Origin of the sequence: Streptomyces sp. NPDC005263, assembly GCF_042872365.1 — a bacterium.
In the GTDB taxonomy this organism is placed as follows: domain Bacteria; phylum Actinomycetota; class Actinomycetes; order Streptomycetales; family Streptomycetaceae; genus Streptomyces.
Window position 1 is genome coordinate 1 of sequence record NZ_JBIAKJ010000016.1, and the last position, 23,270, is coordinate 23,270.

23 protein-coding genes and 3 pseudogenes are annotated in these 23,270 nt (G+C 68.1%); 15 read left to right on the plus strand and 11 right to left on the minus strand.

Annotated elements, in window-relative coordinates; translation table 11 throughout:
• Positions 1-90: 90 nt before the first annotated feature.
• The gene (locus ACFYRY_RS40145; RefSeq protein WP_389157640.1) at positions 91-279 is read right to left on the minus strand and encodes a hypothetical protein; all 189 of its coding nucleotides are present in this window, start codon (positions 277-279) and stop codon (positions 91-93) included.
• Positions 280-635: 356 nt separating this feature from the next.
• On the opposite strand from ACFYRY_RS40145, the gene ACFYRY_RS40150 reads away from it, so the two are divergent.
• The 6 genes and pseudogenes from ACFYRY_RS40150 to ACFYRY_RS40175 all read left to right on the plus strand — a co-directional run bounded on the left by ACFYRY_RS40150 (position 636) and on the right by ACFYRY_RS40175 (position 5,464).
• Positions 636-1,451, plus strand: coding sequence for an IclR family transcriptional regulator (locus ACFYRY_RS40150; RefSeq protein ID WP_389157642.1), 816 nt, complete (start codon positions 636-638; stop codon positions 1,449-1,451).
• A 138-nt stretch (positions 1,452-1,589) separates the two neighbouring features.
• The gene (locus ACFYRY_RS40155) at positions 1,590-2,477 is read left to right on the plus strand and encodes a 3-keto-5-aminohexanoate cleavage protein (RefSeq protein ID WP_389157645.1); all 888 of its coding nucleotides are present in this window, start codon (positions 1,590-1,592) and stop codon (positions 2,475-2,477) included.
• Positions 2,478-2,525: 48 nt separating this feature from the next.
• A complete protein-coding gene (locus ACFYRY_RS40160; RefSeq protein WP_389157647.1) occupies positions 2,526-3,506 on the plus strand; it encodes a 3-hydroxyacyl-CoA dehydrogenase NAD-binding domain-containing protein in 981 nt (326 codons plus the stop codon).
• On the plus strand, positions 3,503-3,994 hold the full coding sequence (locus ACFYRY_RS40165; protein ID WP_389157650.1) for a thioesterase family protein: 492 nt from the start codon (positions 3,503-3,505) through the stop codon (positions 3,992-3,994). The genes ACFYRY_RS40160 and ACFYRY_RS40165 overlap by 4 nt, the downstream gene beginning before the upstream one ends.
• Positions 3,987-4,701 (plus strand): annotated as a pseudogene (locus ACFYRY_RS40170) (integrase core domain-containing protein); the annotation flags it as partial. The gene ACFYRY_RS40165 and the pseudogene ACFYRY_RS40170, both read left to right, overlap by 8 nt.
• A 196-nt stretch (positions 4,702-4,897) precedes the next feature.
• The gene (locus tag ACFYRY_RS40175; RefSeq protein ID WP_389157653.1) at positions 4,898-5,464 is read left to right on the plus strand and encodes a HutD family protein; all 567 of its coding nucleotides are present in this window, start codon (positions 4,898-4,900) and stop codon (positions 5,462-5,464) included.
• A 3-nt stretch (positions 5,465-5,467) separates the two neighbouring features.
• Here the strand turns inward: ACFYRY_RS40175 and ACFYRY_RS40180 are convergent, their stop codons facing one another.
• On the minus strand, positions 5,468-5,566 hold the full coding sequence (locus tag ACFYRY_RS40180) for a hypothetical protein (RefSeq protein WP_389157656.1): 99 nt from the start codon (positions 5,564-5,566) through the stop codon (positions 5,468-5,470).
• A 65-nt stretch (positions 5,567-5,631) separates the two neighbouring features.
• Here ACFYRY_RS40180 and ACFYRY_RS40185 point away from each other — a divergent pair, with 65 nt between their 5' ends.
• A complete protein-coding gene (locus ACFYRY_RS40185) occupies positions 5,632-6,030 on the plus strand; it encodes a type II toxin-antitoxin system PemK/MazF family toxin (RefSeq protein ID WP_389157801.1) in 399 nt (132 codons plus the stop codon).
• A 283-nt stretch (positions 6,031-6,313) separates the two neighbouring features.
• Here ACFYRY_RS40185 and ACFYRY_RS40190 read toward each other — a convergent pair.
• Both ACFYRY_RS40190 and ACFYRY_RS40195 read right to left on the minus strand, forming a co-directional pair.
• Positions 6,314-6,394, minus strand: a pseudogene (locus tag ACFYRY_RS40190) (fumarate hydratase C-terminal domain-containing protein); the annotation flags it as partial.
• A gap of 131 nt (positions 6,395-6,525) precedes the next feature.
• Complete coding sequence (locus tag ACFYRY_RS40195; protein WP_389157658.1) at positions 6,526-7,737, minus strand: ROK family protein; 1,212 nt, start codon at positions 7,735-7,737, stop codon at positions 6,526-6,528.
• A 183-nt stretch (positions 7,738-7,920) separates the two neighbouring features.
• Between ACFYRY_RS40195 and ACFYRY_RS40200 the strand changes: the two genes are divergently transcribed.
• On the plus strand, positions 7,921-9,555 hold the full coding sequence (locus tag ACFYRY_RS40200; RefSeq protein WP_389157661.1) for a hypothetical protein: 1,635 nt from the start codon (positions 7,921-7,923) through the stop codon (positions 9,553-9,555).
• A 438-nt stretch (positions 9,556-9,993) separates the two neighbouring features.
• Here the strand turns inward: ACFYRY_RS40200 and ACFYRY_RS40205 are convergent, their stop codons facing one another.
• Positions 9,994-10,581 carry an Imm21 family immunity protein gene (locus ACFYRY_RS40205; RefSeq protein ID WP_389157663.1) on the minus strand — a complete coding sequence of 196 codons (588 nt, stop codon included), beginning with the start codon at positions 10,579-10,581 and terminating at the stop codon, positions 9,994-9,996.
• A 526-nt stretch (positions 10,582-11,107) separates the two neighbouring features.
• On the opposite strand from ACFYRY_RS40205, the gene ACFYRY_RS40210 reads away from it, so the two are divergent.
• The 4 genes from ACFYRY_RS40210 to ACFYRY_RS40225 all read left to right on the plus strand — a co-directional run bounded on the left by ACFYRY_RS40210 (position 11,108) and on the right by ACFYRY_RS40225 (position 14,591).
• On the plus strand, positions 11,108-11,257 hold the full coding sequence (locus ACFYRY_RS40210; RefSeq protein WP_389157665.1) for a DUF6207 family protein: 150 nt from the start codon (positions 11,108-11,110) through the stop codon (positions 11,255-11,257).
• Positions 11,258-11,505: 248 nt separating this feature from the next.
• Positions 11,506-13,359, plus strand: coding sequence for a peroxidase family protein (locus ACFYRY_RS40215; protein ID WP_389157668.1), 1,854 nt, complete (start codon positions 11,506-11,508; stop codon positions 13,357-13,359).
• Between the two features lie 203 nt (positions 13,360-13,562).
• The gene (locus ACFYRY_RS40220) at positions 13,563-13,952 is read left to right on the plus strand and encodes a signal peptidase I (protein ID WP_389157671.1); all 390 of its coding nucleotides are present in this window, start codon (positions 13,563-13,565) and stop codon (positions 13,950-13,952) included.
• Positions 13,953-14,321: 369 nt separating this feature from the next.
• Positions 14,322-14,591 (plus strand): hypothetical protein, encoded by a 270-nt coding sequence (locus tag ACFYRY_RS40225; RefSeq protein WP_389157673.1) that lies wholly within the window; start codon positions 14,322-14,324, stop codon positions 14,589-14,591.
• Between the two features lie 144 nt (positions 14,592-14,735).
• Here the strand turns inward: ACFYRY_RS40225 and ACFYRY_RS40230 are convergent, their stop codons facing one another.
• The 4 genes from ACFYRY_RS40230 to ACFYRY_RS40245 all read right to left on the minus strand — a co-directional run bounded on the left by ACFYRY_RS40230 (position 14,736) and on the right by ACFYRY_RS40245 (position 17,035).
• Positions 14,736-15,503 (minus strand): DUF899 domain-containing protein, encoded by a 768-nt coding sequence (locus tag ACFYRY_RS40230; protein ID WP_389157676.1) that lies wholly within the window; start codon positions 15,501-15,503, stop codon positions 14,736-14,738.
• Between the two features lie 66 nt (positions 15,504-15,569).
• Positions 15,570-16,124 (minus strand): DUF2182 domain-containing protein, encoded by a 555-nt coding sequence (locus ACFYRY_RS40235; protein WP_389157678.1) that lies wholly within the window; start codon positions 16,122-16,124, stop codon positions 15,570-15,572.
• Between the two features lie 139 nt (positions 16,125-16,263).
• Positions 16,264-16,614, minus strand: coding sequence for an ArsR/SmtB family transcription factor (locus tag ACFYRY_RS40240; RefSeq protein ID WP_389157680.1), 351 nt, complete (start codon positions 16,612-16,614; stop codon positions 16,264-16,266).
• Entirely contained in the window at positions 16,601-17,035 is a 435-nt protein-coding gene (locus tag ACFYRY_RS40245; protein ID WP_389157683.1) for an SRPBCC domain-containing protein, read from the minus strand. The genes ACFYRY_RS40240 and ACFYRY_RS40245 overlap by 14 nt, the downstream gene beginning before the upstream one ends.
• 526 nt (positions 17,036-17,561) lie before the next feature.
• On the opposite strand from ACFYRY_RS40245, the pseudogene ACFYRY_RS40250 reads away from it, so the two are divergent.
• From ACFYRY_RS40250 to ACFYRY_RS40260, 3 genes and pseudogenes are all read left to right on the plus strand, one after another.
• Positions 17,562-18,125 (plus strand): annotated as a pseudogene (locus tag ACFYRY_RS40250) (RNA polymerase sigma factor); the annotation flags it as partial.
• Between the two features lie 864 nt (positions 18,126-18,989).
• Entirely contained in the window at positions 18,990-20,117 is a 1,128-nt protein-coding gene (locus tag ACFYRY_RS40255) for a CHAT domain-containing protein (protein WP_389157804.1), read from the plus strand.
• 3 nt (positions 20,118-20,120) lie between these two features.
• Positions 20,121-21,314 (plus strand): hypothetical protein, encoded by a 1,194-nt coding sequence (locus tag ACFYRY_RS40260; protein WP_389157686.1) that lies wholly within the window; start codon positions 20,121-20,123, stop codon positions 21,312-21,314.
• 106 nt (positions 21,315-21,420) lie between these two features.
• Here ACFYRY_RS40260 and ACFYRY_RS40265 read toward each other — a convergent pair whose 3' ends face one another.
• On the minus strand, positions 21,421-21,831 hold the full coding sequence (locus tag ACFYRY_RS40265; protein WP_389157689.1) for a VOC family protein: 411 nt from the start codon (positions 21,829-21,831) through the stop codon (positions 21,421-21,423).
• A gap of 579 nt (positions 21,832-22,410) precedes the next feature.
• On the minus strand, positions 22,411-23,106 hold the full coding sequence (locus ACFYRY_RS40270; protein WP_389157692.1) for an alpha/beta fold hydrolase: 696 nt from the start codon (positions 23,104-23,106) through the stop codon (positions 22,411-22,413).
• Positions 23,107-23,270 lie beyond the last annotated feature (164 nt).

A 23,270-nucleotide genomic window follows, 5' to 3' on the forward strand; every position in this document is an offset into this window, starting at 1 on the left:
CAGCCACGTGATCATTCTGGCCCTCTGGGACTTCCCGACGCAGCAACTGGGCGACACATCACGACAGGGCGAACGAAGCTTGATGCGGCACTAGAAGTCCTGCTGGACGCTGGTGACCTGGACGTTGTGCGCCCTGGTGTTGCCTTCCGAAAGGACGGAGACCGGAACGCGCTTGGCGTTGACCAGGTTGAGGATGTCGGTGGCGTGCGCCGGCCCGGTGACTGCTAGCAGGGCGCCGCCCACGGCGGTCACGGTGAGGATGCGAGAGGTGATCTTCATGACCTGCGTAACGACCGGCTCGTACGACCGTCACCCACAGCTCCCACCGGACATGCGGGCCTGTGTCTGGCACGCATGCTGCGACGTTCAAACTTCGGTGCCATGCGCTCACGGTTCGCTGGCGCCGGACATCGGGACACACTCCCTGGCATGCTGACCAGCCGTGGTCGGGGCTGGACGCGGCACAGCCGAACGTGGTCGGGGCTGTTCCGCCTCAGCCGACCTTGTCTCTGTCTCAACCGCCAGACGTTCAGGGCGTTCATATGACGCGATGGCCGCACGGATGATGAGAAGATGGGGATGAGAGTCAGGTAGGTCAAGGGCCGGAACCGTCACGAGCCGAGGATGAGATGGGCATGCCGAAGTCCCAGCACACCACCGACACCAACAACTCCGCACCGGTCCCCGAGCAGGGCGGAACATCGGGCAAGGTCCAGTCGCTGGAGCGGGCCATCACGCTGCTGCAGGCGACGGCCGACAGCTCGCCGGACGGCGACACGGCCTCGAATCTGGCCGCGCAGTGCGGGCTCAACCGCGCCACGGCCTGGCGACTGCTGTCCACGCTGGAGCAGTTCGGCCTGGTGGAGCGCAGCCCGGTCACCAACCGCTACACGATCGGTTTCGCGGTCGCGCGGATGGCGTCGGCCGCCGGTTTCGACGGTCTGATCCGCCGGGCGCACGGCACGCTGCGCCGGGTCAGCGAGCAGACGGGGGAGACCGCCAACCTCGCGGTGGTGCAACAGCTGGGGCTGACGTACATCGCCGAGGTGACCCCGCCCGTCGTGCTGAGCGCCAAGTGGCTCGGCCGGCCGGTGCCGCTGCACGCCACGTCCACGGGGAAGGCGCTGCTGGCCTGGATTCCGGAGGAGGAGGCCCAGTCACTGCTCTCCGGGCCGCTGGACGCGTACACGGACACCACGATCACGGACCGGGCCCGGCTGCGGGCCGAGCTGGAACAGTCGCGGGAGCGCGGATACAGCGTCTGCGTGGGCGAGATGGAGCGGAACCTCTACGGGGTCTCCTCACCGGTGCTCGGCAGCCGGGGCCGACCGTTCGCGGTGGTCAGCATCTGGGGGCCGCAGGACCGGGTGCCCGAGTCGCGGTTCGCGGCGCTGGGCGCGCTCGCCCGGGCCGCGGCAGAGGAGATCGCGAAGGCGGCACAGGCGCTCTGAGCGTCTCCGACGTTCACTTCGTGCGACGCGCGCCCGCATCATGAAACCGGGGTATTGAGTTTTCCGTCTCCTCGCGGCTAGGGTCGACGTATCCCTTCCGTCGCCCCTGCCTCCGTTCCGAGAGGAACCCGCGCGACCATGAACCAGGACGTGATCATCACCTGCGCCCTCACCGGCGCCGGCGACACCGTGGGCAAGAGCCCGCACGTACCCGTCACCCCCGAGCAGATCGCCGCCTCCGCGGTGCAGGCCGCCGAAGCCGGCGCCGCCGAGGTCCACATCCACGTACGCGATCCCGAGACCGGAGCCCCCTCCCGCGATCCGCGGCTGTACCGCGAGGTCGTCGAGCGGATCAAGGAGACCGGGACCGACGTCGTCATCAACCTCACCGCGGGGATGGGCGGCGACCTCGTCATCGACCCGGAGGAGCCGCTCAAGCAGCTACCGGGCACCGATCTCGTCGGCGGCCTGCAGCGATTGCCGCACGTCGAGGACCTGCTGCCGGACATCTGCACCCTGGACTGCGGTTCGCTCAACTTCGGGGACGGGTCGAACCTCTACGTCTCCACGCCCGACATGCTGCGCACCGGCGCCCGGCGCATCCAGGAGCTGGGCGTACGGCCCGAGCTGGAGATCTTCGACACCGGGCATCTGTGGTTCGCCAAGCAACTGCTCGCCGAGGGGCTCCTCGACGATCCGACCGTGTTCCAGCTGTGCATGGGCATCCCGTGGGGTGCGCCCGCGGACCCCGGAGTTCTGCAGTCGATGGTGAACATGTTGCCGGAGGGCGCCCAGTGGGCCAGTTTCGCGCTGGGCCGTATGCAGATGCCCTGGGTGGCGCAGTCGGTGCTGCTCGGCGGACATGTGCGGGTGGGCCTTGAGGACAATCTCTATCTGGGCAAGGGAGTCAAGGCGACCAACGCCCAGTTGGTGGAGCGCGCCGTGACGATCGTCGAGGCGCTCGGGGCGCGGGTCGCGAGTCCCGACGAGGCGCGTCTCAAGCTCGGCCTCAAGCCGCGTGGCTGAGCGGCGGCACACCCCGGTTCACCCCTCCCCCTTTTCAAGGAGCCCTGGATGACGGAGACTTGTGCGCCCGAGCAGGTACGCCGTGTGGCCTGCGTGGGCGCCGGTGTGATCGGCGGCGGCTGGGTCGCCCACTTCCTGGCCCGCGGCTACGACGTCACCGCCTGGGACCCGGCCCCCGATGCCGAGGCCCGGCTACGACGACTCGTGGAGGCCGCCTGGCCCGCCCTCGAACAACTCGGCCTGGCCCCCGGCGCCTCGATCGGCCGGCTGACCGTCACGGCGACGCTCGAAGAGGCCGTCTCCGAGGCGCAGTTCGTGCAGGAGAGCGCCCCGGAGAAGCTCGACCTCAAACGCGAACTGCTGACGAAGCTGGATGCCGCGACGCCCGCGGGGGTGGTCATCGCCTCGTCCACCTCCGGCTACCCGATGACCGACATGCAGACCGAGGCGGTCACCCCAGGTCGCCTGGTCGTCGGACACCCGTTCAACCCGCCGTATCTGATCCCGCTCGTCGAGGTCGTCGGCGGGGAGAAGACAGACCTGGAGGCGGTGCGCTGGGCGTCCCGCTTCTACGAGACGGCGGGCAAGTCCGTCATCACCATGGACCGCGAGGTGCCGGGCTTCATCGCCAACCGCCTCCAGGAGGCCCTGTGGCGCGAGGCCCTGCACATGGTCGCGAACGGTGAGGCGACGGTCCGCGACATCGACCTGTCCATCACCGAGGGCCCGGGCCTGCGCTGGGCCATCATGGGGCCGATGCTCACGTTCGCCCTCGCGGGCGGCGAAGGCGGAATGGCCCATATGCTCGACCACTTCGGACCGTCCCTGAAATCCCCGTGGACCCGTCTCGAAGCCCCGGAACTGGACAAGGCGCTCTACGACGCCGTGGTCGCCGGGTGCGCCGACGCCGCGGACGGCCGTACGATCGCCGACCTGGTCTCCGAACGCGACCGGGGTGTCATCGCGGTCCTGCGCGCCACCGGACGTCTGCCCGGGAGCGAAACCGGTGACGAGGCCGGTGCCGAGTGAGCTCGCCACACCCGCCACGCCTGCCGCTGTTCCGCGAGACCGTGCGCCCCGAGTGGATCGACTACAACGGGCATATGAGCGAGGCGTTCTACGTCCTGGTCTTCGGCTTCGCGACCGACGCGCTCATGGAGCGGACGGGCATGGACTCCGCGTACCTCAAGAGCACCGGCTGCTCGATGTACACGGTCGAGTCCCACATCCGCTATCTACGGGATGTGCCGGAGGGCGCCTCATTGGCGGTACGTACGCGCGTGCTGGGCGCGGCGGGGAAGAAGGCGCGCTTCACGCACGAGATGTACGTCGTCCCCGACCCGCGGGCCGAGCCGGAGGCGGATGCCGACCCGGTCGCCACCACGGAACTGCTCGCCCTCCATGTCGACCAGGAAGCCGGCCGTGCGACCGTGTTCCCGGACGCGGTCCGCGACCGCCTCACGAAGCTGACAGAGCAGCCGCCCGGGTGGGCGGGGCGCTCGATCACAGCGCCCTGACACAGCAGCGAAGCCGGTCCAGGGCGCGCCTGGGGAAGAGGCCGTAGGGGTCGGCGAGGCCGATGCACTCGTGTGGCCGCGGCCAAGCTCTACCGCGCCGTGGGCGGGAAAGCGGACGTACGCGGCGGCGGCCGCGGATCTTTGGATCGCCGGGCAGCTGCCTATTTCGCTCCGGAGGTGAAGTGAGCCCTCGCCGCAGGGACTTCATCTGCGGGAACCGCGCCAGATTCGGCGTCAAGCGGATCTGCCGTGTGCTCGGAGTCTCCCGCTCGGGCTACTACCGGCACCTGGCCACCGCGCAGGCCCGCGCCGAGCGCCAGGCCGAGGAGAAGCGGACCGTGAGCGAGATCCGTGCCATCCACGCCGAGCACCATGGCGCCCTACGGCGCTCCGCGCGTCCATGCCGAGCTGCGTGCGAGGGAAAAGAGGATCACCGCGGCCGCGTTCGCGGCGTCGTCTTCCACACCGACAGGGGCGCCCAATACAGCGCGGCCGCCTTCGCCGAGGTGTGCCGCCGGCACGGCATCCGCCGCAGCACGGGCCGGGTCGGCTCAAGCTACGACAATGCCCTCGCCGAGTCGTTCGTCCAGGGCCTCAAGCGCGAATTGCTCCATGGCTGCCGCTGGACCTCGAAGGCACAGACCCGGTTGGAGCTGTTCCGCCGGCTGTCGTACTACAACCGGCACCGTCGGCACTCCCCGCTCGGCCCGGGGATCAACCTCAGACGGTTCACTGGTCCTTCGAGGCGGACAGCTCTTGCCCTGGCCGGCCTCCCCGCGTCCCGGCTTCTGCGAGGCGTCGGAGGTCGTCGCGTACGGTGCTGTGTCGAGGGCCTCAAGGCCTGTCCGGGCCGCCGAGCTGGGGGAACGGGCTCCGCAGCCGTCCGATCCGGAAGGAAAGCGCATGGCACTGCAGGTTCTGCGGGCGCAGGACAGAACACCCGCGCCGTGGAAGAACGGCGGAGGCGTCACCTCCGAGGTGGCGGCCCGCCCCGAGGGAGCGGGGACCGGCGATTTCGTCTGGCGTGTCAGCATCGCCGATGTCGCGCAGAGCGGACCGTTCTCCGTCTTCGAGGGCGTGGACAGGATCATCACCGTCGTCGACGGTCCCGGCATGGCCCTGACGGTCGACGGCACTTCGCACGAGATGGCCGCCCCGTACGAGCCGTTCGCCTTCTGCGGTGACTCCGAAACGGAGTGCGGGCTGCTCGGCGGCCCGATCGTCGACTTCAACGTCATGGTGCGGCGCGCCGAAGCGACGGCGGGGGTCCGGATCATGCGCGACCGCTTTGCGGTGCGGCCGGAAGCCGGAACCTGCGTGCTCGCAGTGGTCCTTCACGGGTCGGCCACCCTCGGCCGGGAGTCCGTCCGCCTCGACCGCCTGGACGCCGTACTGTGCGCCGAAGGGGACGCAGACGACATCGACGTCGACGGGGTTCTCGCACTGGTCACCGTTGCCGTCGCGCATTGAGCCTCACCCCTTGTAATGGAAACGCACCCTGCTCCCCAGCCAGACCGTGCGGGTGGTCTCCAGCAGGCGACCGTCGGCGAGGCGGGAGACCGACCAGACCACGAAGAGAGCGGCGTCCAGCGGCGTGCTGAGCAGCCGGGCCTCATCAGGGTCGGTCGTTCCGAGTACTGCTATCGGTAGACGACGCCTCCGGGATCTCGGCGATGCAGGTCATCGCTCCGGCAGGCGTGGACATCAGCGGTCTGGGCGTCGAAGTGCGAGTTGGCGCCATGGAAGGACTGCCCTTTGAAGGCGTGCTGCGGTTCGGCTTCGCGCATCCAGGCCATACCCCTTGCACGTGGCTGACCACCGTGTCCCGGGACGACCTGATCAAGCGGGCAGGCGTCCTGTCCTCCCCGAAACTCAGCGAGATTGAGGATGCCCTCCATCTCGTCGGACAGCCGAAGGAGTGGACCCCGGCGACAACCGCGAAGCTCAGCGAGATGAGGGACGCCCTTGCGGGACGTGTAGTTGTAGTAGGTGAGCGCCGGGACGCTGCCGGACCATTCGCTGTCGGTCACCAGTGAGGGAGTCTCCACGGGGGCGGGCTCGGGGGTAGGCCCAGTGAGGCCAGACGCAGAGGTTGCCCTGCTGGCAGTTCCCGGGAGGCCACGCTTCCGATGCTCCCGCGGTGCGTGAAATCGTGATAACCGTGGATCTGGGAAATGAATAACCCAAGTCAGGCTTGTCCGTAATCACCGCACACCGTGACCGCCACCCTCGCCCCCTCGCCGCCCAGGGCCGCCCAGGGCCGCCCAGGCCGGAACCCCGTACCGGAATGGACGTGAACGTCGGCTGCGGAGCCGGATTCTGGAAGAAGCCCTTGTCGTCCACCACGACGAACGCTGGGAAGTCCTCCACCTCGATCTTCCAGACGGCCTCCATGCCGAGTGCCCAGGGCGGCGTCGTTCAGGGGATCTGCCCGACTTGATGCCGGTTCAGGTGGCGGACGTGACTGTGGCGTTCGCGGACGAGGCGTGAGCGGAGGCAGGCAATGGCCTCCGGGCGATCTGGTGCCGGCGCTACGGGAGCATGAGCCCGCGGGCGGCCGCATTCGTGGTTTGTGCAAGGTGCGCGGCTCCGAGGAGCTCGGCGTCGTCGGCGAGCCGGCCGAGGGTGAGGGCCAGCGCGCGGTAGGCGCCGGCGGGCATGTGTCTGCGCAGCCCGTCGTGGAGACCCTCGATGACGGGAGCGGCGGCGGGTCCGAGCGTGCCGTCCACGACGATCATCTCAGGGTTGAGCATCACGCAGGCGGGGGCGAGGTGACTTCCGACGAGGCGGCCGAAGTCGTCAAGGACACGGCGGACGGTCGCCTCGCCCTGTGCGGCGAGTCCGAGGACGTCGTAGATGCTCACGTCGGGGCCGAACAGCGGGCGAGCGGCTTCGAGGAGGTGATCGGTGGTGGCGATCACACCGAGGCATCCGCGGGCACCGCAGCGGCACATGGGGCCGACGGAGTCGACGTGGAGATGGGACAGTTCGCCGGCCAGGCCGTTCGCTCCGCGCACGAGCTGCCCGTTGACGATGAGCCCCGCGCCCATTCCGGTGACCAGATGCAGGTGGATCACGTGCCGACGCCCTCGTGCCGCGCCGAACGCCAGCTCGCCGAGGGCGGCGAGGTTGCACACGTTGTCGACGCTCGCGGGTACCCCGAAGGCCCTGGTCAGATCCGGTGCCACATCCCTGAACAGCCACGCGGACATGGGCGGGCGGTCCGCGGGTACCGGGTCGGGTGCCGGCGCGAGCATCGACAGTCCGGCACCCTGCCGATAGGGCACTGGCAGACCGAGCACCACGCCACTCATGGGCGCCGTACTGCGTGCGTCGTCGCGGGCCCTGGCCAGCAACCGGACGGATTCGGCGACGATGTCGGGGCACTGCATCCAGTCGTACGGCGTCTCGAACCGCCCGAACACCTGGCCTTCGGTGGACACGAGCCCGGCGCGGGCGACGCGGTGCGTGATGACGACCGCGCCGACGAGGGTGGCGTGCCTGGCCAGCCGTAGCCTGGCGGCGGGGCGGCCTCGCCCGCGCGCCTCCTTTGCCGCGGGGCCGGGCGCCTCCTGAAGCAGTCCGCGCGCCAGGAGCCGGGCCGTTGCCCCGGCGACCGTGGAAAGCGGCAGTTGTGCGAGCCGGGCGAGCTGGGAGCGGGTGAGAGCCTCGTGCCGGCCGAGCAGCTCGACGACACTCCGCTCGGCACCGCGTGGGCCCGCCGGGCCGTGATTCACCGTCACAGTCGCACCGTAGGGCTTTTACAGCTGATTCCGCGAATATTAATCCGAACCGCAATGGTCGACTCGTTGTATCGGAGCCCCGGGGAGACGTCTACTTTTCCTCCGTGTGATCACGCGCCGCCAAGGACCGGTGAACAGCGCGAGCCCGCCTGTCCGTTCCCCCCGTACACGCCGAGGAGAGCCATGACCGAACCCCACGCCCGCTCAACTGGGCCCACGCGGCGCCAGATCCTCCTCACCGGTGCGGCCGCGGCCGGTACGGCCCTGGGCTCGGAACTGCTCGACGCCGGCCCCGCGGTGGCGGCCGACACCTCGTCCACCGCCGCTTCGGCCGCCGTGGACCTCACGCGGCCGACGTCGCCGTTCCCCCACGTGTGGGAGCGCGTCGTCAGCGGCGACTGGGCCAAGCAGGCGCTGAGACGCGACTATCAGGACCAGCTGTTCGACTGCCATGACGAGCTGGGCTTCGAGTCACTCCGCTTCCACGGTGTCCTCAACACTTCGATGAGCACGTACTTCCCGACCGTGAACGGACGGCCGAGGAATCCGGCGTTCTCGAACGACGACTACTCGTTCTTCAACGTCGACCAGATCTACGACGCTCTCGTGGATCGCGGCATGCACCCGTTCGTCGAGCTGAGCAGCATGCCTGCCAGTCTTCAGGCGTCCGCCCCGCCGTTCAGCCTCATGCTGTACGACTTCAACCAGATGGAGCCGAAGGACTACGCGCTCTGGGGCAAGGTCGTCGGCGACTTCGCGCGGCACATGGTGGACCGGTACGGTCTCCATGAGGTCCGCAAGTGGCCGTTCGAGGTGTGGAACGAGCCGAACCTGTCCGTGTTCTTCAACGGGGACCAGCAAGCCTATTTCAGGCTCTACCAGTACGCCGCGGAGGCCATCAAGAACGTCGACGCGAGCCTCCGGGTCGGTGGCCCGGCCACCTCGGCCGGACAGCTGAGCTTCGGGCCTCCCCGTTCGCCGGGTGTGCGGTACTACCGGGAATTCATGCAGTGGGCCACCGCCAAGGATGTCCCGGTCGACTTCGGCAGCGCCCACGGCTACGAGAGCGACACGGGAACGGGGCCCCAGGGCCCGGCGTCGTTCTTCAAGCAGAACCGCGCCGACACGCCGTCCGGCCTTCCGCTCTACATCTCCGAGACCAACGTCACCTCCGACATCGGAAACCCCGTCCTGGACCGGTCCGACGCGGCGGCGAGCTTCCTGCGCACGATCGCCGAGACCGTCGGGGTCGTCGACGCGCTCGCCTACTGGTCGTTCACCGACATCTACGAGGAGATGGGTCAGGCCGACAAGCCGTTCCACGGTGGGTTCGGGCTGCGGACCATCCACGGCGTCAAGAAGCCCGCCTACCGCCTGCTGCAGATCCTGCACAAGGTGGGCGAGCACCGCGTGCCACTGACCCTGGCAGGCGCCCCGGACACGGTGGGCGGGCTCGCGGTCATCGGCGGCGGGCGCGGCGGTGTCGACGTCCTGCTGTACAACCACGCCCTAGCCACCGGCGACGGCAGCGCCTCCGTCCCGGCGCGGCCCGCGACCCTCACCGTCACCCTGCGCGGCGTGCGGGCCGGGGCCCGGGCACGAGTCCGGCGGATCGACGAGGACCACACCAACCCCTACCGGGAGTGGGTGGAGCTCGGCTCGCCGGAGTATCCGACCCGCCGGCAGCTGCACGACATCGAGAAGGCGAGCGAGGTCGAGGACCGGCCCCTGGAGCTCAAGTCCGACCGCGGAACCGGTGTCGCCCGGTTCACCCTCACCCTGCCCCCCGAAGGCGTCGCCGCGGTCCACGTCGGCTGACGCTCCTCGTCCGCGCGTCGATCAGGGGTAGAACACCTCTTGGCCGTCGACAAAGATCCGTCGGGAGGTCGACGACCAGATCATCCGAGACGCGCGACGGCGGGAAATCTCAGATGATCTGCTCCCTGGGGCACGAACGGTGGCTGTTGTCTCAGACGATCGCTGCCGCGGCGTTCGAAGGACCGGACTTGATCGCGCTCAACTACGCTCGGCCAATATGACGAGCACCACCCCCCAGTCGACAGTCCGGAAGCCATCGAGCGGGCTGACGGGGACCTCGACGAGATGCCGAGCGAAACTGAACAGACCGACTGAGACCGGGACCAAGTCACCGAAGACGGAGCAGCAACAGGGGTTTCGGCGTGCCGGTCACGGGTGTCCTGCGACAAGAACTTGAGCGCGTGCCATCGAAGTTTGAGTGGCGGGGAGTGCTGACCTTCAGGCCGAGCCGTCCTCAGCAACAAGCTGCACCAAGCCCACCCATGCGAACTCGTTCTTCGTATGGACTGCGCGGACCCTCCATCGGCCTGCCGGAAGATGTACGGGAGCGTGTTCCGGCTGGCCCTCATCGGGATAATCCACTCCCAGATCGGCGCCCGCTTCAGCCGAATCCATCAACACAGCCGGGCCATCGGCGACCCACAGGCCGCCGTCTTCCCAAGCGGTGTCCGGATCAGCCAGGACCGCGTCGGCTGCCGCGAACAACTCGGCCTCGGAGTCCGCAGCCAGCCACCGCACGAACAGCAGCTTCTCTGGCAGGAAGCACGTCTTTGCAGGTTCATCGGCCAGGACAAGCGCAGTGACGGCGCCCGTGCCCACGGCGATCGCACCGGCCCAGTCCTCCACCTCGCAGGCGCGGTCGTAGTCATCACGGCCATCGGCATCACCGAGGACGGAGCCGGCCTCCGTGCATCCGCCCCAGGCGTTTACCGAGGACTCCGGAACGACGATCAAGGGGCCGCCCATCGACCGGACCCACACCAGCTCAGCCCGGTCACAGCGATCGGTGTCGTGAGAAACATCCATGCGCGCAGTCTGTCGCCACCCAGTGACACCCTCGGAGGCGGACCCTGGTCGGCCGACCTAGCCACTCAAGCTTCGATGGCATGCGCTCAAGGTTCACTGTCACAGGACAACGGGTCTGGAGACGACCAGGTCCAGCAGACCGACATACAATCAAACGCATATCCGATCTTCCACTTGCTGAGCGCCGAGTCACCATCCACGCCGCCGAATGCCCCAGGATCAGCCAGCCCGTCGCCACTCTCGACGCCGCCAAAGCCCGGTACGCGCTCATCAAAGACCCCGCCTTCCACCACCCCTGCCACTGCCGACCCGACAAGACGCTCGGGATCGTGAAGGGCTAGGCGGATACAGCCCTCAGCGTCGGGGCTCAGGAACCAGCTCTCTTACCCGGTCGGGTGAAGACGGCGGGATCGGAGAACTTCTGCGGATGCCCACGCGTAGTGCCGTGCATGGGGCCGACCGACGAAACGCATGTGGCGCAGCCGGGGCCGCCGTCCGGGGCGCGGGCGCCGCACGGGAGCTCTCTGTGTCCTGCCTGGCCGTGGTGGAGATCGCGGCGTGCGTCGGCCAGACCGCCTTCGCCGACCAGGAGCTGCTCGCCAAACGGTGGGCGACCGCGACAGCGGACCGTACGACCCGGGATCCGGGACAGCCCGGCGTCCGGCTGCGCCGCTGATTCCCCAGGCTGAAGTTCATGCACATCCCCATGGGGAATCAAAAGGGCTTCGCGGCCCAGGTCTCCTGGGTGCACAGCACGGTCGCGACGCGCGATGGTCAAAAACCGACAGCCGGTTCCCGTTCGCCGCCGGGCCCGGCTCGGCTGGAGGCCCCTTGTGCCACTCGAGGTGCGGAAAGGAGAAGGTCCCCATACTGTGTTGATCGGGGGCTTTCCTGATGTTCTGCCCCTCCCCCTGGAGCGCTGCGATGAGCAAGCAACGACGCGCCGCCCGCCATTCCCCGGCCGGTTACCGCACGTCATACCCCTGGCGGGTCGTCACCAGTGCCGCCCAGTACGTGGACCGGCGCATCGGCTGGGACAAGCTGCCCGTGATTCCGGGCCTGTTGACACTCCTCGGACTGCGTGTGAGGCTCCGGCAGAAGAACCTTTACGACACCGACCACCTGCCCTCCGTCAACCTGCCCGATCCCGCGCCGCCGTCCGAGAGCCACAAGGTCAACCGGACTCCCGACGGCAGCCACAACGACCTCGGTGATCCGCGGATGGGCATGGCGGGCGCCCGCTTCGGCCGTAACATCCCGCTGGACCGGATCGCCCCGGCCGCCCCCGAGGACGTCCTGTCCCGGCCGAACCCCCGCGACGTGAGCCGCGCACTGCTCACCCGCGATCAACTGGTCCCCGCCGAATCGGTCAACTCCCTGGTCGCCGCCTGGCTCCAGTTCATGGTCCGCGACTGGTTCAGCCACGGTACGAGCCCCGCCGACCACCCCTGGGAAGTTCCCCTCATGGACGACGACCCATGGCCGGAACGGCCCATGCGGATCATGCGGACACCGGACGACCCGACCCGCGACCCGCAGGCGCCCGCCGGCACGCCCGACACCCGGGTCAACACGTCCTCCCACTGGTGGGACGCGTCGCAGATCTACGGGACGAACGAGACCGAGCAGCGCCAGATGCGCACCGGCGAGCTGGGCAGGCTGCGTCTGTGGGACGGCGAGCAGGCTCCGGTGCCCTCGGATCCCTCCCGCGACCCCTCCCGCGTCCCCGGCTTCTGGCTGGGCCTCGCCATGATGCACGACCTGTTCGCGCGGGAGCACAACGCCATCTGCGACCATCTGCACGCCGCGTACCCGTCCTGGGGCGACGAGGAACTGTTCCAGCGCGCCCGCCTGGTCAACGCCGCGCTCCTCGCCAAGATCCACACCGTGGAGTGGACCCCCGCCGTCATCAGCCACCCCACGACCGTCACAGGTCTGCGTGCCAACTGGTGGGGCCTGGCCGGCGAACGCGTCCACAGACTCTTCGGCCGGATCATCGACAGCGAGGTCATCAGCGGCATCCCCGGAGGCGAAACCGACCACTACGGCGTCCCGTACGCCCTCACCGAGGAGTTCGTAGCCGTCTACCGCATGCACCCGCTGATCCGGGACGAGTGGCATCTGCGCTCCGCGAACGACGACGGAACGCTGCGTCACTGCACGCTCCGTGACATCTCCGGCCCGGGGGCGCTGAAGTTCCTGGAGACCACGGACATGACCGACCTGCTCTACAGCTTCGGCACACTCCACCCAGGACTGGTCACCCTGCACAACTTCCCCAAGTTTCTGCAGGAGTTCGAGCGCCCCGACGGGCACTTCCAGGACCTCGCCGCCACCGACATCCTGCGCACCCGGGAACTGGGCGTCCCCCGCTACAACGAGTTCCGGCGACTGCTGCGGCTCAAGCCCGCGGCGAACTTCCTGGACCTCACGGGGAACCGGGCGTGGGCCGAGCAGATCGAGCAACTCTACGAGGGCGACATCGAGAAGGTCGACCTCATGGTCGGGCTGTACGCGGAGAAGCTGCCCACCGGATTCGCCTTCAGCGACACAGCGTTCCGCATCTTCATCCTGATGGCCTCACGCCGGCTGAACAGCGACCGCTTCTTCAACGAGTACTACACCCCTGAGGTGTACTCGAAGGCCGGCATGGCCTGGATCGAGGACAACAGCATGATCACCGTACTGCTGCGCCACCATCCGGAACTGCGCACCGCACTCGCCGGTCTGACGAACGCCTTCGTGCCGTGGAACACCGCGGGACCGACGTCGGGCTGAGCTGTCACCCCGCGGTGCATCGTCCTGGGCCGTTTCGACCGGCGCCGCTCGCTACAGTTGCCCAGCTGCGAATGGGACCGGGACGAGAAGAGGGCATGGCCAAGGAAGGACTGTGGATCACCGTCCAGGGCGACCTGCCGGCCGAGGCCGTGTGTCGAAAGCGCTGACTGCGAGCACAAAAGCGGCTGCTAGCGTTCGGCCATGTGAACGACAGCGTGTACGTGGGCAACGCGGGCCAGGATGCGGCCCTGGACAGAGGATGGCTCCTCGGGCACTTCAAGGACGTTGGCGACCCGCGCCACAGCGAGGCCCTGGAAATAAAATGGGGCGTCCACCCCCGTGCTGATGCGCGATCGCAGTGGGTGAGAGGCGAGGAACGCACGGCTCTCCTGGTTCTCATCCGTGGCCGCTTCCGCGTCGAACTGCCCGGCCGAAGTGTCCTTCTGGAAGAGCAGGGTGATTACGTTGTCTGGGGGCACGGAGTCGATCACTCGTGGCTTGCAGAGGAAGAGTCGGTGGTACTGACCGTTCGATGGCCGTCCGTGCCAGGCTATGCAGTCACTGAGACGGACCAGACGCAACTGCGGGCCTGAAAGGACACCGGCCGGTGTGTGCTGTACTCGCGAGTCTGGGAGGAGTGCGGGAATCCGGTGCGATCGCCGCAGAACCGGCTGTGTCGGGACCGCCGGCGCCGAGCCGAACGGCTGGCCTCCCAAGAACAGTGTCCCCGCTGTGTAGGGGCCGGATATCTACGCGAGGCGACCGGCTGGTGCGGCTCCTGTTCGCGGCCCCGGCAGGAGAAACAGCCACCGCGGAACTGACGTCAGCGCGGGCAGCTCAGGCGTCATACCCGGCTGGTACTGTGCTCGGCCTACTGGCAACGACACCCCGGACACCCCTTCATCCGCGGCGAACATCTCCGTGACCAACTGCCCGACCCGCCCGCGTGGCTGGCCGAATTCGTGGCTCACGTCGCGGCCCGCCATTGCGTCGGCCGGGCGTGCGGCTTCGTCGTGGACCTGGGCCGCCTCCTTCAAGACGAGCACTCCAACCCGCCCCAGGCCCTCGCTCGCCACCTTCACGACGCCGGCGTCTTTGAAGGCGCGATCGGCAAGCCTGTGCCCGTGGTCCTTCACGAGCTCGATTACTACGACGGGATCGCCCGCCGAACCGAGGCCGCCAACCCGCTCGGACTCGCCGACGCCGTCACGGCATGGGTCCGTAATGGCTGAGGTATTCCGAGACTTCCAGTACCCGACTCCACCATTAGCGATCTACCCCAAGCACGCCATCGAGGCCCACCGCGCCGTCCTCGCCCAGCGCGCGGCGGCGAAGACGCAGCCGGGGGGGCGAGGTGATCATCCGCTGAGAAACCCTCACTGGTTGTCGTACTCATCGTGGCGGCGCCACCAGAAGCCGTTCTCGTTGCGCCCGAGGGGGGCGCGGTCGAGCCACTGGTACATGCCCCACAGGCCGTCCAGGCCGCGGGAATACGACGAGTAGGTGTGGTAGACGGCGTCGTCCTGCAGCGCGAACGCGCTCATGCCGGGGCCTTCTCGCCGATACGTCTGCCAGTCCGTGTCTACGATCGACTGGCTGAAGGCGTCGCGGGAACCCTTCTCTTCGGCCGTCGCCGGCCGCAGGTCCTGCTCACCGAAGTTGTACGCGACGGCTCCCGCTTCCCACTCCTGCTCGGTGTGTGCCACCCCGAAGTCGAAGTTGAAGTCGCTGCCGTAGGACGACGCCCACGGGAAGCTCCAGCCCATCCGCTGCCGGTACATGTGGAGCTTGGCGAGCGGGGCCCGTGACACCGCCCAGAACGCGACGTCGTGGTGGGCGAGATGGACCACGGAGCCGTCGAAGCCGTCGGCGATCGCCGAGCAGGACGGGCATCCGGCGGTGTAGTCGGGCCCGAACATGAAATGGTAGACGAGCAGCTGCGAGCGTCCCTGGAACAGGTCGGCGAGTGACACCGTGCCCTCGTGGGTCTCGAAGCGGTAGTCCTTGTCCACCCGGACCCAGGGCAGCTCCTGCCGTTGCCGTGCCAGCTCGTCACCGCGCCGGGTCAGCTCCTTCTCCGCCCTGAGCAGTTCCAGCCGCGCAGCCAGCCATTCCTCGCGTGTCCCCCTCTTATGAGTTGTCATCGCCTGTCTCCTTGTCTTGTTTCTTGTTTCTTGTTTCTTTCGATGTACTTGTCTTGCTGCCTGCCGTTACATCGGTGGTGGTGCGAGCCCCGGGACCAGGGAGGGTGCGACGACGATCACCAGTCCAAGCCCGGTGATCGCCAAGGCCGCCGGAACGTCGATCGCGATCTTCGCGGGCAGCAGCTTCTGGGCGCACATGAGGACGGCGACCACCGTCATCCACAGCGGGCTCATCACGTCCAGTGCCACCAGCATCGCCATCAGCCCGATGCCGGAGCCGACGCAGTACAACCCGAACCTGAGTCCGCCACCGGCGTCCTCGTGGCAGCGTTGCCGGAAGTGCCGCTTGACCGGCGTGAGTTCATAAACGCCCGCCGCGATCACCACCACGCCGGCGGCCGCTGACCCGTGTGGCCGGTCCAGCGCGTACGCCACCATGCCTACGAGTACCCAGACGGCCAGGTAGGACCCGGCGAACGGCAGCGCACCACGCAACCCGCCGTTCCGGCGGACATGCCTGGCGAGGACCGGAGCCGCGCCCGGCAGCATCATCGCCGCCATCATCGTCGTCCACGTCGCGGCGAAAAGCCCCGACGACCCGGGCCTGGTCGCGAGCCCCATGTCATGCCGCGCATCAGCCAGAGCGAGACCGCCCAGCAGGCCGCGGCGAGCCCGAGTGCCACGCCCGCCGCGATCGCCGGCTCGGTCGGCCGCTGGGATTCGGCGTGCACCATCGGATCTCCCTCCGCGCCGGTCCCCGTCACGTGGATCCGCGCGCCTGGTCGTCGAGGTGGTCCTTCAGCGCACCGAGCGGGCCGTCCCAGTCGCGCGCCAGCGCGGCCAGAAACTGTTGCGCCACCTGCATCGGCGCGGAGCACAGCCGGTACCGCACCCGGCGCCGCTCACCCGGTTCGGCCATCACCAGGCCGGCCTCGGCCAGCAGGGCCAGGTGTTTGGCGATCGCCTGCCGGGTGATCGGCAGCCGCGCGGCCAGGTCCGTGGCCGTGGCCGGCCCTCCCGAAGCCAGCGAGGCCAGGATGGCGCGCCTGCTCGGGTCGGCCAGGGCGGCGAAGACCTGTTCGGCGATCGCCTCGGTGTCAGACTGCGGCATCGAGGTGGTCTACCAGTTCGCCCAGTTCGTGCGTCCAGCCCTGGGTGTGGTCGTCGTACTCCTTGCCACGGACCTCGTCCGGGAGCTGGGCGAAGCCGGTCTCGACCACCGTCAGCCGGGTGCCGGAGGCGACCGGTTCGAGCGTGAACTCCACATAGGTGCGGCGCGGATCGTCCTCGGGCAGTCCCGGGACCTTCCAGGTGTAGCCGAACACCGTCGGCTCCTCCACCCGTTCCACCCGCATGTCGGCGGTGTGGCCGCCGTCCCATTTCATCCAGGCCGAGCCGCCCGGGCGCAGATCGATCCCCGCCTGCTGGCCGAACCAGGCGCTCAGTCCCTCGGCCGTGGTGAGCGCGGCCCACACCGTGGCCGGCGTGTGCGCGATCTCGATGGTCCGCTCGATGCGGTCAGGGAATGCCATGACTACCTCCACAGGTATAGCAACCATCTGATTGCGATATTATGGCAACCAGGTGGTTGCGTCAACGGCGACCGGCGTGCGCGGGCGGAACCCCGTCGCGGTTGCCGGGCCCCAGTGAGCCTGCCGAGGATCTGTACCTGCTTTTCCGGATCCTGGAAGACCCGGCCAGGGCGAGGAAGTCAGGATCCTGGGAGCGTTCCTCTCGGAGGAGGAGACTCACGAGGCGGCCTCAAACTGTCTGGAAGGTCGAACCCGCAGGTCATCGGAGGCTCACTGACGAAGGCCGCGCATACTCGAAGTGGTCCACACCGGATCCCGCAGAGACGTCGAAACTTAGCCTTTGAGAAAACCTCACTGCGCTCATTCGACACGACCGCGATCACGGCCCGACGCAGGCTGGAGGAACGGTAGCCGGCTGGACAGTCTCTGCCGCGTTCCGCCGTTCCTTGTCTGCTGAATTCCGTCGATCTCGCGCCGTCGCATTTCGAGACGTGCATACGATGGTTTGCCGTAGGAGGGGTGTGCTGTGGACCGAACAGAAGTTGGCGCGCTCGTCCGGTCGGCCGTCGATGGCGACGCGGCAGCATGGAAGGCGCTCGTGGAAGGGCTGAGCCCGCTGGTGTGGTCCGTCGTGCGCGCGCACCGGTTATCCGATGCCGATGCCCACGAGGTGTACCAGACTGTCTGGTTCCGCTTCGCCCAGCAGGCCGGGCGGATCCGCGAGCCGGACAAGACGGGGGTGTGGCTGGCCAGCACGGCGCGCCACGAGTGCCTGAAGGTGCTCAAGAGCCTAAGGCGGCTGGCCCCGACGGACGATCCGCAGCTGCTTGACACAGTCAGCGAGGACCGTACGCCTGAGCAGTCACTCCTCGACTCCGAGGAGGCGGCAGCTGAGACAGAGCGGGTCAGGCAGTTGTGGCAGGAATTCGAGCAACTCGGCGAAAACTGCAGGATGTTGTTACGCACGCTGATGGCCTCTCCGCCGCCCACCTACCAGGAGGTGTCCGCCGCACTGGGTATCCCCATCGGCAGCATCGGGCCGCTGCGCCAGCGCTGCCTGCGCCGCCTTCGAGCCCGCCTCGCCGCCAGGGATCGCAGTCATACTGACGCTGCCGCTCCCGAGCGGTCCGTACCCCAGTGCAACTTCACGTCCCATGCTCCCGCTGCCGAAGCTCCGAACGTATTCAGCCCCCGTGCTGAGAGCCCGCAGCGTCCTGCTCCCGGTCCACGGAGTGCCGCGCCGCCAGGTCCCTTCGAGCTATACCGGCTTACCACCGCAGTCGCGGTGCTCGAGGAGGCCGAAGCCAACGACGAGCTGGACGTCCCGGGTGCGCCAAGCGACGAGCCTGCTGCCTCGACGGGCCGGCTCACGGCGAATTGGGACCGTGACGGGTGGACGACCTCCGACGACGCTGGCGAAACGGGCGAGTCCACGATCGACTTCGTCCCGCCAGCCTGGTACATGCAGAGCGGCTCGGACGATTCGGAGCTCGCTTCGACGCCACCGTCTCCGGTGACCGGTCCCGCCGCCCCGCCCGCGCATTCCCCGCCGAACGTGACCTCGGCGAATTCTCCGCAGCCGCCGTTCACTGCGCCTTCTGGTCTCGACCCCAGCGAAGACGGTTCGATGGAACCGCGGTCGCTGGTCGCGGAGTTGGCCGAGCAAACCTCGCCCGGCCAGGTGGTGCCACTGCATGTGCAGATCGTCCAGGGCGGTAAGAGGGGTGTGCAACTGCGCTCCTTCCTTCTCCCGCCGGGCGGGGCGCAGGTGATTGTCACCGTTCACGCCCCTGGTCTTGAGGCCGTCGATGACCTGTACCAGGAACTGCACGTCGTGCCCGGCCGGGACTCGGACGTGCTGCTGTTCCGGCTGCGGGCAGAGAAGCCAGGGCTGCATGAGGTGATGGTTCGGGCGTTTCGGGGTGGCACCTTCCTCGGTGAGGTGACCTGTCAGATGTCGGTCGGGCTCGGCAGTGTCACAAGAGACGGTCCAGAGCGCCACGCACCGCTGGCCTCCGTGGCGTTCGATCCCGGAGAGGTCACTCTCCAGGTCCTGAAGGAGAGCGGGGACGGCGCCTTCAGCTTCCAGCTGATCAGCGAGACTTTCTATGCACGAGAGATCGTCGACTTCCGGGGTGGTGACCCCCGCAAGGCTTCGGAGGCCATCTACGCCGAGCTGAGGAAAGCCGCGAAGGCCGCAGCGACGGGTGGAGGCGGGGATATCTCGTGGCTGAGCAACCGTCTGAAGAGTCAAGGCGTAGAGCTGTGGAAATCCGTTGTCCCTCAGCGTATCCAGAGCCAGTTCTGGGAACAGGTCGACCACGTCAGAGCCTTCACCGTCCTGGGAGAACACGACATCATCCCCTGGGAGCTGCTATACCCGCTGAACGAGGGACATGAGGGAAGAGGTTTCCTGGCGGAATGGCTCCCCGTCGTACGCAGGGTGCACGGTCAGGACAGAGTCCGCAGCCTGAGCCTGCCGGGCGTAGCGTTCGTGGTACCTCCCGGCTCCCCGGACGACGCGGGCGAGGAAGTGACATCCCTTCGTGCTCGCTTGGGCACGGCGGTGTCCGATGCCGGAGTGGTGACCGAGCGGGCAGCGCTGACCGCGCTGATCGAGGGCGGGCACGCTGGCCTGCTCCACTTCGCCTGCCATAACGCCTTCACGGGCTCCGGTTCGTGCGTGACCATGGCCGACGGACCGTTCGACCCCATCGACCTGGCGTCGGCAGCACAACTGCGCTCCCTGCGCACCCACCGCCCTCTCGTGTTCTTCAACGCCTGCCGAAGCGCCGGAGAAATCGACTGGTTCGGCGAGAGCCTGGGATGGGCACCTCAGTTCCTCAACGCGGGGGCCGGGGCGTTCGTCGGCACTCTCTGGCCCGTACGGTCACGATCGGCACTGCAGTTCGCCGAAGCCTTCTACGACCAGTTGATCACCCACCGGCAGCCGCTCGGCAAGGCTTCACTCGTGGCCCGACAGGCAACCCGCGACCTGCACGAAGGCGATCCGACATGGCTGGCCTATGCCGTGTACGGCAGCCCGGCCGCGACCGTGCACATCACCGCATCGAGGGAGTAGTACGTGAAGGATCCGGTCTTCGTCATCCACGGCGTCGCCCATCGCGACCAGGCCGAATTCACCGCGGCCGTGTCGGCGCTCGCTGCGGCGGCCGGAGTGGACATGGTGCCGGTCCACTGGGGTGACCTGGGGGCACAGGACCAGTTCATCGACGCCGCACTGCCCACCTACTACCGCGATCGAGACACCTTGCGCGACGGCGAGGAACCGGAGCCCGTAGCGGCTGAGCCCGTCACTCCAGCCCTGTTCGCCGAAGCGATCGACGAAGCCCGGCAACTGTCGCAGTTCGAGGACGCAGTCCGTACACAGCTGAGTGAAGGAAACCCTGCGGAAGACGATGGACTGAGACAGGGAGACCGTCCCTGGCTCGATCCTGATCAGATCATGGCGTATGTGACGGAGGCGTGGGCCGACACTGAGTGGCTGTGCCGCACCGGCGATACACAGTTGCTGAGGGAGGCTGGGCGGTCTCCGGCACGGTCACTGCTGGATGAAGCCGATCCCGAGGGAGACGACTCGTACCACGGACTGCGCGGCAGCTCGGGCGTTCACAACCGAGTACGTTCCTTGGTGCGACGTCGGCTGAACGATCTCGACCGTGTCGCGGGCGCGGCCGTTCAGGCGGTGGGCGCGCGGCTGAACCACGCCGTACGGAGCCGATTCGCGCCCGGCACCACACGCTTCCTCGGCGATGTGCTCGTCTACCAACGCCACCGGGACGCTATCCACGCCCGCGTACGCCAGGTCATCGACAATGTACATCCCGACCTTGGGCGCAGCGCCGCCAGCCCGGTGCGCATCGCGGCCCACAGCCTGGGTGGTGTCATCGCCGTCGACATGGCCACCGCCACGGTGCCCTTGTGGACCGAGTCCCTGGTCACGTTCGGCTCCCAGGCGGCCTTCTTCCATGTCTGCGACCCACGGGGAGGACAACTGGCTCCCTACGGAGGCAGCATGCCCGTGGGCTTGCCGGCTTCACTGAACCGCTGGACCAATCTGTGGGAACCACTGGACGTTCTGGCCTTCGCCGCTTCCAAGGTATTCCAACTGCACGACGGTACGGCCCCGGTAGACCTCCCCGTCAGCCATCAAGCCAGCACCGGAATGTGGACCCACTCGGCGTACTGGAGCCTTCCCCACGTCGCCTCGGTCATTGGCGACGTCATGAGCCGCGATCAGCCGGCGGAGGCCCCGTGAAGCACGAGACCCGGACAGCCACCTCGTCGGCCTCCACTTACGCGCCTCGATGATCTGGATGAAAGACCTCACCCGAGGCGCCCCTTGATCACCGCCCTGTCATGCCTTATGGGCGGGCGTAAGGCCGAGTCATGACCTCCATATTGTGACCGTCCGGGTCGCTGAAGTAAGCGCCACGACCACCGAACAGATCGTTGACCCGGCCGGGGTCGGTGTGGCCAGGGTCCGCATAGTAGGTGACCCCGACCGCCTCCAGACGGGCGATCACGGCGTCGAACTGCTCGTCAGGCACGAGGAAGGCGTAGTGCTGCGGCTGGATCGGCTCGTCCCTCTTCTCGCAGTAGTCGAGCGTCACGCCGTTGCCGAGGTCAACTGGCAGGAACGGCCCAAACGGTGCGCCGACTTTCAGCCCCAGGATCGCGGCGATGAACTCGGCGGACAGGTAGCGGTCGCTCGCGTAGACAGCCGTGTGGTTCAGCTGGACGCCGGCATGTGGGTACGGCTGGTCGTAGGACATCAGTGAGGTGTCTCCGGTCTTGGGTTCCGTTGGAAAGGCGCCGTACGACGGCGCCGGGAGCAAAGACGCGGACAAGGGGGGCGGGCCTCTGGCCCGCCTCGGGCTCACGCCGAGGCCGGGAAACTCACTCGTGCATGGCCCAAGGCCGACCCGGCAGTCACGCGACCGACCTTAGTGATCACCGCAGGCGAGGGCAACACCGTTTCTCGGCCGTGCTCCGGCCGCGGAACTAACCGCTGTCTCTGGTGATCACGACTCGATACGCGCCCTGGCCCGCCGTGCCCCGTGCCCCCGCGCCGCCGCCAGTTCGATAGCCGCAGGCCGAAGCCGCAGGGCGGTCACCACCCCCTCTGAGCCATGACGGTCCCACCTGGCACAGGTCGTAAGGGCCGTCCAGGGGCGTTCAGTTGATCCAGGGCGGCGACGTAGGGCCAGGCGGGGCACGCACGTCGGCGGATCTCGCCGATGCCGCCGGGCTGAGCCCGGCGTACCCGCCGCGCTCAGCCCGCTTCGGCCCGCGCGGGACCGGACATGAACCGTGCCAGCGCTGGGAATCGAAGGGCAGGGCCGCAGCTCGGATCAGCTTGCGGAATCCTCTTCGGGCCGCAGCAACGCCGAGATTGCCGCGGCCACTTCCTCGGGATGGGACAGTGGCGAGAAGTGACTGCTGGGGAGCTCGGTGACTACGGCTCCGGCGCGTGTGGCGAACCATCGCTGCAGTTGCGGATCGAGGATCCGGTCGTGGGCGGAGAGCACGTAGCCGCAGGGGAGGTCGTGCCAGGCGCCCGCAGAGGCCGGGGCCGTCAGGCAGGCTCCATGGGTCGGTTTCTGCACGGCGGCGAGGCGCCGGGCAAGGCGGGGCGGCAGGTCGTGGGCGAGTACGTCACCGAACAGTTCCGGGTCCACGTCCGACCAGCCGTCCGCAGCGAACCGCAAGGCCGCGCGGCCCGGCATCTCGGCACCCTTGTCGCTCAGCATGCCGATCGTCTCCCCCGCGCCAGGCACGTAGGCGGCCACGAAGACCAAGGAGTTGACCTTGCGATGCTCAAGTGCCGCGCCGGAGATGACGGTGCCGCCGTACGAGTGTCCGACGAGGGTGACCGGTCCCTCAAGCGCGTGGATGTGCCGACGGGTCCAGGCGATGTCGTCCGCGAGTGAGGTCATCGGCAACTGGACGGCCAGTGCTTGATGGCCCTGTTCGTGCAGGTGGCCTATGACCTCCTGCCAGATCGAGCCGTCACTCCAAGCCCCGTGGACCAGCACTGCATTTCCCATTTCGCACGTCCTTCTGTCATGACTGTCTTGAGTGGTTCCTGCCACCGCTCGGTGTGTCCGCCTGCAGGCCGATCACTGGGCGCCGTGGGGTCAGCCCGTCGCCGCAGCCCGGCGGCTCGCGGGCGGCGACCGCGCCCTGTTCGCCGTCCTGTCTCCCACCGGTT